This is a genomic window from Microcoleus sp. LEGE 07076 (genome assembly GCF_015207455.1).
Taxonomy (GTDB): Bacteria; Cyanobacteriota; Cyanobacteriia; order Cyanobacteriales; family Microcoleaceae; genus Microcoleus.
In genome coordinates this window covers 1-10758 of sequence record NZ_JADEWV010000196.1, presented here as the reverse complement: position 1 = coordinate 10758, position 10758 = coordinate 1, and the positions used below count along the sequence as shown (strand labels likewise).

The 10758-nt window shown below is 42.9% G+C and carries 6 protein-coding genes; all 6 read right to left on the bottom strand.

Going from position 1 to position 10758, the window contains the following annotated elements; genetic code table 11:
- Positions 1-1360 (bottom strand): response regulator (locus tag IQ270_RS23975; RefSeq protein ID WP_193975691.1); only part of this gene is annotated, 1360 nt, incomplete at its 3' end.
- The gene (locus tag IQ270_RS23970) at positions 1335-3908 is read right to left on the bottom strand and encodes a response regulator (RefSeq protein WP_193975690.1); all 2574 of its coding nucleotides are present in this window, start codon (positions 3906-3908) and stop codon (positions 1335-1337) included. The genes IQ270_RS23970 and IQ270_RS23975, both read right to left, overlap by 26 nt.
- A complete protein-coding gene (locus IQ270_RS23965; protein ID WP_193975689.1) occupies positions 3905-4297 on the bottom strand; it encodes a response regulator in 393 nt (130 codons plus the stop codon). Before IQ270_RS23965 ends, IQ270_RS23970 begins: the two co-directional genes overlap by 4 nt.
- Positions 4298-4675: 378 nt before the next feature.
- Positions 4676-6100 carry a response regulator gene (locus tag IQ270_RS23960; RefSeq protein ID WP_193975688.1) on the bottom strand — a complete coding sequence of 475 codons (1425 nt, stop codon included), beginning with the start codon at positions 6098-6100 and terminating at the stop codon, positions 4676-4678.
- 7 nt (positions 6101-6107) lie between these two features.
- A complete protein-coding gene (locus IQ270_RS23955; RefSeq protein ID WP_193975692.1) occupies positions 6108-10052 on the bottom strand; it encodes a PAS domain S-box protein in 3945 nt (1314 codons plus the stop codon).
- Positions 10053-10575: 523 nt separating this feature from the next.
- A partial coding sequence (locus IQ270_RS31405) for a hypothetical protein (RefSeq protein ID WP_228056642.1) occupies positions 10576-10758 on the bottom strand: 183 nt, incomplete at its 5' end.

Genomic DNA, 10758 nt, shown 5'->3' with positions numbered 1-10758 from the left:
TCAAAGCAGCCTGCATCTCCAAAGCTAAAAGTGCGATCGCCTCAGAGTGATCCTCCCGCGCCGTCGGCAAACCCCCAACCACCATATAAGCATCCCCAATCGTCTTAATCTTTTCCAACCTGCGCGACTCAGACAGCATATCAAAATCCGAGAAAATCGCGTTCAAAATTTCCACCAACTGCGTCGGACTTTTGTGAGCAGAAAACTCCGTAAAACCCACCAAATCAGCAAACAACACGCTCACATCATCAAAATGATCCGCTATCAACTTTTGCTCTCTTTGCAAGCGGTCAGCAATAGGTTTCGGTAAAATATTCAGCAACAATTTCTCTGTTTGCTCTTGTTGCAATTTCAGCGCAGCTTCAGCTTGTTTCCGCTGAATCAGCGAACCTAGCTGCGTAGCAACCGCACTCACCAATTCCAACAAGCGCGGCTGACATTCCAGAACTTTTTCCCGATAAAAAATCAAAATAGCTAACACTTGGTTTTCCGCCAAAATTGGCACGCCAAAAGCCGCTTTCAATCCCACATTCACCGCAGTTTGCGATCGCAAAAAAACTTGTTCCGGTGCAAGAGAAACATCCTCGATCCATTCAGACTGCTGCGACTGCCAAATCCTCCCCGGGAGTCCCACACCAGCAGGAAAAGTTAACTGCCAACTTGTCTGTCGGAATTGGGTAAAAATCGAATCGCTGGCGTACCTGCCTGTAGCGCATTTTAAAACCCCCTCACTGCCAGGAATCCAAGCTTCCCCCATATTCCATTCAATAGTTTGACAAATTAAACCTAAAATCACATCTATAGCAGACTCAAAATTCTCAGATTTGCTAATAGCTTGAGTAGCCTTCAGCAGCAACCTCGTTTCGGTTTCAACCTGGTGGCGATCGGCAATTTCCTGGTGCAATTGGACATTTTGATTTGTCAATATTTGATTTTTTTCTTGCAATTGCATTTGCAAGGAACGCACCGTAAGTTGATTGCTTACTCGCGCCAATACTTCTTTCACCTGAAAAGGTTTTGTGATATAATCTGAGCCACCCACTTCAAAAGCTTTTGCCTTATTTATTCCTTCTTCTAGCGCGCTGAGAAAAATAATCGGAATTTCTTTGAATTTCGGTTGAGCTTTCAATTTCTTGCAGAGTTCGTACCCGTCAAGATCCGGCATCATAATATCAAGCAAAATCAAATCTGGTACGCTTGATTGAATTGCATCTATAGCCGAAAAACCGTTAGTAACAGGTCTAACTTTATAACCATTTTTTTGGAGAATTCTAATCAACAAACGCAGATTATCTGGCGTATCGTCAACTACTAAAATATCTGCTTGATAGTTTTCAGTTTGTTCCGCCTTCATCTGCATTATCTGATTCCTCCGCCTCAGCAATTAAATTGAGAATTTTCTGGTAATCAAAATTATCGAGATGACCCTGGAGGATTTCGGCAAATTCAGGATGAGCATCCCTTATTTCCTCGATTGTCCTGGAAATGAAGTCAAAATCTGCACTGCGGATTACCTGCTTCATGTTGTCTATCCATTCTGCGGGAAGTGCGGGCAAATAAGCAAGCGCAACATTAGAGGGGGAGTCAGATAGATCGCGACGATCGCCCGCTGACATCAAATCAATTGAGTTAGAGTAGAGATACTTAACCCCCAAGTGCTGCTGGAGGGTATCAAATATATCATTTTTGCGGAAAGGTTTGCTAATAAAATCGTCGCAGCCGACTAATAAAGCAAACGATCGCCTGCCTTCAATTGTACTAGCTGTCAAAGCAATAATCTTGGGAACCGGAGATTCAAACTCAGAAACACTCATTTCCCCGTCACCTTGCTGCTCTTGCTCTCTCTCCTGTATTCGGGCCCTAATTTGTTTAGTAGCTTCGTAGCCGTCCATCACTGGCATTCGCACATCCATCAAAATTAAATGCGGGTGCCAACTTTCCCAGATTTCAACTGCTTCGCTGCCGTTAGTGGCTTGTTGCAGCCCAAAACCCAAAGGAGAAAGCATTTTGACTAAAAGTTGGCGGTTGTCTTCGCGATCGTCCACAATTAAAATCCGGTAGTAGGGTTGATTTGGTTCCAACCCAATAACTTCGCGGTTAATTGGCGGATCGGGAACATCAGCAGCATCAGCCACACCGACTGGAATCTCAAATTTAAAAGTAGTGCCAATTTCCAGTTGACTTTCTACCACAATTTCTCCTCCCATCAAGCGGACAAACTGACGGCTGATCGTCAATCCTAAACCCGTACCTTTCTGAGCTTTTTGACCGGAAGCCGTCTGCACAAATGCCTGGAAAACATTGCCCACTTCTTCTGGAGAAATGCCAACTCCTGTATCTTCTATTTCAAACTGAAGGAAAACCATCTGCTCCCAAGTAGAATCCTCAGCACTTTCTGGCAATTCAACCGCTGCCAATTTCCTAGCAGTTATTGCAAAATCCCGAATACTTGTTGCGGTATCAAACATAACTTTTGGACGACCTAACAAATCAACGATTCCCGTTGTTTCTAACTTTCTCACTCTTAATGTTATGCCACCTGTTTGCGTAAATTTAATCGCATTGCTGAGCAGATTTATCAGCACTTGCCGCAGTTTAACATCATCGGTTAGCACGTACTGGGGAACGTCTGGCTCCCGCTCGAAAAGCAATTGCAATTCTTGACTTTCTGCCCGGAGCAGAAACATATCTTGCAAGTCGTCAAGCAAGCGGTAGAGGTCGAAGTTTTTCGGATCGATCGCCATCCGTCCCGCTTCGATTTTTGACAAGTCTAAGGCTTGATTGATCAGCGTCAGCAAGTGTTCGCCGCTGCGGTGAATAATTCTGAGATTTTCTCGATTTTCCAGAGTAAAATTGGGACTGGGTTCCATGATTTGTGCAAACCCGAGTATGGAATTGAGAGGGGTTCGCAACTCGTGGCTCATGTTGGCCAAAAACGTGCTTTTAGCTTTGTTTGCTGCTTCAGCAGCTAAGGCCGCTTGTTGCAGTTGTTCTGTACGCTCTTCAATTTGGACTTCTAAGGTTTGCTGGTAGTCTGCTAGTATTTTTTCTGCTTGTTTGCGATCACTAATATCTTGAAAAACTGCGATCGCGTAAACAATATTTCCGCTAGCGTCAAAAATCGGCGTGGTATTGATCTCGATCGCAATTATTTTGTCATCTTGACGGATTTCTACATCGTCAACCTGGACAAATTCTCCTTTCAGCGCGCGCAAAATTGGCAAATTATCCGGCGGGTAAAGCTCATCGGTATTCGCTACATAAAGTTGATAAGTTGCAGCTAATTGTTCCGCCGTGCTTTCCGAGATCGTGTCTGCACCCAGCAAATCCTGCGCTGTCTGGTTGAAATAGGCGATCGAGCCGTCGGCATTGTAAACACACACCCCCACTGGCAAAACTTCTAAAAATTGATTCAGGCGACTTTCACTGGCAGACAGCGCCGCATTTACTAGCTTCAACTCCTCATTTAATTCTTGCCTTTTCAGGATTTCATCAGTTAATTTCTGGTCTTGCAAATAGCTGTGAACAGCTTCTACTACCGTTAATTGTAAGTCTTCATTTTGCCAAGGTTTAGGGATATAACGGTACAACTTAGCATACTTAATAGCATTGCTCAGAGCTTCCAAATCTGCTTGCCCCGTCAGCATAATCGTCAGCGTATCCGGCGAGCTTTCGTGAATTTGTTTGAGCAGTTCGTCCCCTTTAATATCCGGCATAATATAATCGGAAAGCACCAAAGCAATCTCGTATTCATCAGCCTGCAAATCTGCCAGCAACTCTAAAGCATCTTCCCCCCCCTCAGCCGTTTCAATAATACACTCATCGCCGATCGCCTTTTTCAGTTCAATCTTTAAACTGTTTAAAACATCAGGTTCGTCGTCGATACAAACAATCACAGGTTTTTTCATAACTTAGCCAGCCCCGATTTTATCGTCTCTATTAACTCTTGGCTGCTCCACGGTTTATACAAACAGCAGTATAAATCGGCTTCTTTGACTGCCCGATCAACTGCCGCTGCATCCGCTTGTCCCGTCAACATCACCGTAATAATTGTAGGATATTTTTGGTGAACTTTAATTAAAAGTTCGTCACCTTTAATTCCCGGCATCAACCAATCAGAAACCACCACAATTACCTGAGCTTCTTCTTGAAAATCCTCAAGTAAATCTAAAGCTTCGTCACCACTTTCAGCTAATTCGTAAAAGTAATCATCTTTAAATTCATTCTTGAGCTGCATCTTGAGAGTATTCAAGATATCGGGTTCGTCGTCAACGCACAGGATCACAGGCTTACTCATATGTTTATAGCTGCTTTGATTTTAGTGGGTTTACCGCCGACATGACTTGTTTCTAAGTGATTAATTTCGGGCGATCGTAAAGCTATCTATCCCCCATCTTATACCATTTTAGATTGGAGCATTGGGCATTTTCTATTAAACCTCTCCCAAAATTATTCTGTAACCAGCAGGATGCCGGTTCAATACTGGCGTTTCTGGAGAGGTTTATTGGGAATCATTCATCTCATAAAAGTTGGAAACCCGGGCTTACGTTTGCATTTTTCAAAATAGGTATAGCGGTTCTCAGATAAATGAGGTATACAGAAACCCTGTATTTTCAGGGTTTCCAGGTCAAAATTCGTCCGCGAACCTTTTTGAGAAAGGCTATATAAGTTTTATTTAATAGATTGGCAGCGATACTGTAAAGGTTGTCTGCCCCGGTACAGACTCTACAGCAATTGTGCCTTCGTGTTTTTTAACAATTTTTGTCACAATATCCAAACCCAAACCGCTACCTTCGCCCGCAGATTTAGTCGTAAAAAATGGCTGAAAAATTTTGGGAATAACTTCTGGGGGAATGCCTTTGCCATTATCAGTAAATTTGAGCAGAATATTTTTGTCTTGCTTTTGAGTTTCTATAGTCAAAACACCTTTATAATCCATTGCTTGCAGGGCGTTGTGAATCAGATTCGTCCAAACTTGATTTAAGTCATCGGGATAGCAAACTATTGTGGGTATATTTCCATAATTTTTAACTACGTCTATCCCGTGTTTAAGTTGATTTTGATAAAGGGTTAACACCGTTTCAATGCCCTCGTGCAAGTTTCCCACAACTTTTTCTTGCTTGCTATCAAAATGAGCGTAGGTTTTCAACGCAAATACTACTTTGCCGGACTTAGCTGTCGCTCTTTGGATCAGACCAATACTTTTTTTAAAGCTGGCAAACTGATAAGCAGTATTGAAAACTACTTCCCAATCCTGCAATTTAAAAAACGGCAACAACTGTTCTATGTTCTCGTAAATTTCCATATCAACTAAAGTATCGGCAATGTCTTCAGGATATTTCACAGATTCAGCAATCAAATCTCTAATCAACTGCTGCTTAAATTTCCGCTTCTCTTTGCTAGTGAACAAATTTTTTTGATTGGTGGCTCTGTCAAGTAAACTCAAAAAGTAAGATTGGCTTTCTTCAGAAAGTTCTTGAAAAAATTGAGGCATTTTTGCTATGTTATCATCCCAAAAATTAGCAATATTATCAATCGAGGAACCTATAATGCCGAGCGGGGTATTGATTTCGTGGGCAATGCCTGCAATCAGTTGTCCGAGTGCAGCCATTTTTTCCGATTGAATTAAATGCTCTTGGGTGGCTTGCAGTTGGTGGAGCGCAGTTGCCAAATCTTGATTTTTTTCTTGTAAAGTTTGTTGCAGCGAACAAATTTTTAAATGAGTTTCGATCCGGGCTAAAACTTCTTCAACTTGAAACGGTTTGGTAATAAAGTCTACTCCCCCAACTTCAAAAGCTTTGACTTTATCCATCACATCATTAATCGCGCTGATAAAAATCACCGGAATATCTTTGGTAATTTCAGAATCTTTGAGCTGCTGACAAACTTCGTAACCGTCAATTTCCGGCATCATAATATCCAGCAGCACTAGATCCGGGGGCATTTTTTGAGCTGCCGACACTGCTAGTTTGCCGTTGGGAACCGGGCGAACTCGATAGCCTTTGTCGCTCAAAATTCCTGCCAGCAGTCGCAGGTTTTCTGGCGTGTCGTCTACTACTAAAATGTTAGCTTGATTTGTGTCCGGGAAAGTTGAAGTCATTGGGTGTTTAGTGTTGTTCGCTGCGAGATATATTGTTCAAAATTTTGTCATATTCAAAATTATTAATGCAATCTTCTAGCGTGTCCGCCAGAGAGGGGTTGACAGTGCGAATTTGTGCGATCGAACTGGCGATCGCCTCCATGTCCACACTCAAAATATTTTGCTTGAATTGATCCATCCAATCGGCGGAAAGATACGCGAAATCCTCCGGTGTCAGCACCTCCTGACTTGAGTCCCCTACACCGGCCGTATTGACTGCTGTTGGATCTTCATAAATATATCGTACTCCTAAATGTTTGCCCATTGCCACAAAGATATCCTCCTCCCGGAACGGTTTCCGCATAAAATCATCGCAACCCGCCGAAAGAATCACCGCCCGTTCTTCCTCCAAAACACTAGCAGTCAGGGCTACAATCGCCGTTGCTTGCCCGCCCGTTGTAGTTTTAATCTGTTTCGTTGCCTCGTACCCGTCCATCACAGGCATTCTCATATCCATCCAAATCAAATGTGGCTCCCACTCCATAAAAATATCCACCGCTTCTTTACCATTATTCGCTTCTCTGAGTTCAAATCCGAGCGGACTCAGAAGTTTTACCAAAAGTTGGCGGTTCAGGGGCTTGTCGTCCACAATTAGCAAGCGGTAACGCGGCTGATTCGGTTCGAGGGCAACAACTCGGCGTGTAGTTTTTTTGCTTTCAATATCAGCAGCTTCAACCAGATTAACTTGGATTTCAAACTGAAATATTGTACCCTTTCCGAGTTCGCTGCTAACAGTAATTTCACCTCCCATTAATTGCACGAACTGGCGGCTGATCGCTAAACCTAAACCCGTTCCTTCCTGAGACTCTTTACCTGTTTTTGTCTGCACGAATGCTTCAAACAACTGAGGGATTTCCTCAGCAGTAATGCCTGCACCGGTATCTTGAACCTCAAAATGCAGCCAGTAGCGGCCGGGCAATTTGTCAGGGCTGTTTTTGTGTAGCTTTCCCCTTCCTCCTTTAACTTGCACCGAGACTCCCCCTTCGGAAGTAAATTTAATCGCATTGTTGAGCAAATTAATTAAGACTTGGCGCAATTTCACTTCATCGGTGCAAATATAATGGGGAACTTCTGCATCCCGATCGAAGATTAATTGCAAGCTTTTTTCCTCAGATTTGAGCGAAAACATATCTTCTAAATCGTCTAATAGTCGGTACAAATCAAAGTTTGTTTCATAAGTTGTAGTGCGTCCCGCTTCAATTTTTGACAAATCTAAAACTTGGTTGATTAAAGACAGCAAATGTTCGCCGCTCCGCAGGATTATTCCAACATCTTCTTGATTTTCCTGAGAGAGAGTTTTACTGCGGATCATGACTTGAGCAAAGCCGATGACTGCGTTGAGGGGCGATCGCAATTCGTGACTCATATTGGCGAGAAAGGTACTTTTAGCTTTGTTTGCTGCTTCGGCTGCTTCTTTCGCCTCCTGCATTTTATTTTCGGCTTCTTTACTATCAGTAATATCTTTGACAAAACCTTCGTAATAAAGTAAATCTTCGGCCGGATCGCAGACAGCGCGACAATTTTCAGAAATCCAGATGATGCTGCCATCTTTGCGGTAAATTTCCGATTCAAAGTTTGACAGTATCCGGTGTTCGTTCATCAATGCAGTAAATTCGTCGTGGCGGTTGGGATTTACGTAAAGCTGGTTCTTGAAATTCGGCTGTGCTGCGATTAATTCTTCCGGCGATTCGTAACCGTAGAGGTTAGCTAAAGCGGGGTTAGCGCTGATGTATTTCCCGTCAGCAGCAGTCTGAAAAATGCCGTTTAAAGCATTTTCATAAATGTTGCGGTACTTTTCTTCGGCTTCCCGGAGGGCGTTTTCTGCTTTTTGGCGATCGGTAATATCGCTAGAAATCGACAAAAAACAAGCTTCTCCGTCAATATCTATCGTTTCAATTGACAGCAGCGCCGTTCTTTTTGTACCGCTTTTATTGAGAAAACTCAGCTCGTAATTATGAATTGCCGTTTTGTTTTTTAACATTTGAATCATGCGATCTCGCTCTGCTAAAGTCGCCCAAAAATTGAGATCTACCGCAGTTTTTCCAATAATTTCTTCGTGACTGTAGCCCATCATCCGGCAAAAGCTGTCATTGACTTCAAGGTGGCTGCCGTCACTGATTCGGGTAATCGTAATCGCATTTGGACTGGAACGAAAAGCTTTAGAAAACTTTTCTTTTGCCTTAGCAAGATCGGCGGTGCGTTCTGCAACTTGCACTGCTAAATTTTGGTTGTATTCGGTTAACAGTTTTTCTGCCTGTTTGCGTTTCGTAATATCTTGAAAAGCGCACATTCCGTAGATAATGTTTCCTTGGGCATCGTAAATAGGAGTTCCCGAAACTTGCAGGGGAACAGTTTTGTCATTCAAGACAATTTCCATATCGTCAACAGTTACACTTTTGCCCTGCAAAGCATTTAAAATTGGGTCGCGCTCCGCTGGGTAAATTTCCTGAGTACCAGCCAAAAAGACTCGATAGTATTTGCGTAAATCTTCGGAATTTGCTGCTATAATTCCTTGACCTAAAAGTTTCTCTCCTGTAGGATTGATGTAGTGAGGTTGACCGTTTGGCTCGGAAATAAAAATGCCAAGCGGTACTGCATTTAGAAATTGTTTAACTCGGTTTTCGCTTTCCGAGAGCGAAGTAAAAGAATGCTGCAATTGCTCTGCCATGCTGTTAAAAGCAACGGCAAGTTCTCCGAGTTCGTCTTCGCGATTCAGGGCGAGCTTTGTATCCCATTCATTCCCGGCCAAAGCTTTCGCCGCCGCATTCAATCTTAAAATCGGCCGCACCACCCATTTAGCAGTAAGAATTCCCAGCATTGTCGCCCCGATCAAAGCTGCAACGGACAGCAAAAAAGTAGTGCGCGTATTGGCGTTAATTTGTTCCATAAAGTCGGACTCTGGCACAACTACCACAATCAGCCAATCCAACCCCCGATCGTCTTTAAAAGGTGCTACCTCCATAAAATTGCGCTTCCCGTCAACATCAAAGGTAAGCTGTTGAGAATTATTGATTTTATCTAAGTTGCTGTAGGTTTTTTCTAAATGCTGCGCGGTTTGGCGAATTACGGGATTCTGGCTTTCTGAAGCTTTGATGCGTTTTGCTTCTTTACCTTCCACCGCGAATTCTTCACCCGCCCTGGAAGTAGCAATTAACATTCCGGAGCGCTCCATTACAAAAGTTTGCCCCGACTTGCCAATTTTCAGGCTGACGAGAAATTCTTTGATTCGGGAAAACAGCAAATCGCTGCCAGCTACTCCTAACAATTTGCCAGCCTCATCGTAGATAGGTAAAGCAGCAGTAATTGCCAGTTCTCTTGTCAAAAAATCTGTATAAATAGGTGTCCAGACAGGTTTTTTTTGCGCGGCTGCTATTATGTACCAAGGGCGAATTCGCGGGTCGTAATTTTTTGGGGAAACTTGTACTAAGTTAACTCGGTTTCCCTTAGAATCAGCGGTAAATCGAGCTAATTTATTGCCTGTAGAGCTGTCAGCAGCAGATATTAGAGTTCGATCTTTGGTGCGGATTGCTCCGGAGTGGTCTCCGTTTTCTGTGGCTACGTAAATAATGCTTATCGAGTCAAAATATTGAATTTGTTCGAGAAAATGAAGTTCTAGTTGTTTTTTATTTTCTAGGTCTAACTGCCCCAATTTTATGCCTTGAACGTTGAGGTGATTGACAATGTGGGGAATTGACATATAGTTTTCCATGCGGTCTTTGATGCGATCGCTAATTTCTGCCCGCAACTGAGCGGCAACATCGTTAACCGCCCGCTGACCGTTTTGGAACGACAGCCAACCTACAACTCCTACCGTGCCGACAATTTGCACTAAAAAAGGCACTACGAGCACGGTTTGTAATGGAACTTTGCCGAGAATTTTGGCAGTAAAGCGATTGAGCGATTTAGGAAACATATTCATCCTCAGAGTCTGTAGTTATTGGTTATTGGTTATTGGTTGTTGGTTATTGGTTATTGGTTATTGGTTATTAGTCAGTTGGTAGGGGCGGTGTCCCGTACCCGCCCTCTTAGTAGTCATTAGTCATTAGTCATAGGGAAGAGTTTCGATTGCATTTTTATTCTGTTTGGGCTTTTTTAGGCTGCCGTCTATTGAAAATAGTACAGTCGATATATTTAAACTAATATAGCGTATTTTTGCTGATTGTTTTGGCAACTACTTATACTGATAATTTTGTGCGATCGACCTAAATCGAAATTATTTTATTGAAAGCAGAGTAATATGGTTGATTTAGTGCTTTCAATCGGTTTCAGCAATGTATCAATGTCCTAACTACCGAGAAGGTTGCTATATTTTGCATAATTGTCAATAAGGCTTTGAGGGGCGAGATATCGGGCCTACCCCACTCATTGTTTGATTGTTTTTTACATAAAATTTAAATGCCGCAACAGCTTATATTGCACAATTGTCAATAAGGCTTTTATGGACGGGCAGGATGCCCATCCCACAAGAAATTCACTTGTTGTGGAACAGGCCGGACAGCCTGTTCTTGACAATGGTGCAAGATGTCAGTCAGTTTAAACTGAGATGTTGCAGCAATGTCAATTGGGGCTTTTTCGTGGGGGAGGGCGGGTTTATTTAACTTGTTTGTTGCCTTTAAGGC

Bases quoted from the DNA above. Each gene is read 5' to 3' on its own strand.
- IQ270_RS23970 (WP_193975690.1), bottom strand. From the start codon at position 3,908: ATGAAAAAACCTGTGATTGTTTGTATCGACGACGAACCTGATGTTTTA.
- IQ270_RS23965 (WP_193975689.1), bottom strand. From the start codon at position 4,297: ATGAGTAAGCCTGTGATCCTGTGCGTTGACGACGAACCCGATATCTTG.
- IQ270_RS23960 (WP_193975688.1), bottom strand. From the start codon at position 6,100: ATGACTTCAACTTTCCCGGACACAAATCAAGCTAACATTTTAGTAGTA.
- IQ270_RS23955 (WP_193975692.1), bottom strand. From the start codon at position 10,052: ATGTTTCCTAAATCGCTCAATCGCTTTACTGCCAAAATTCTCGGCAAA.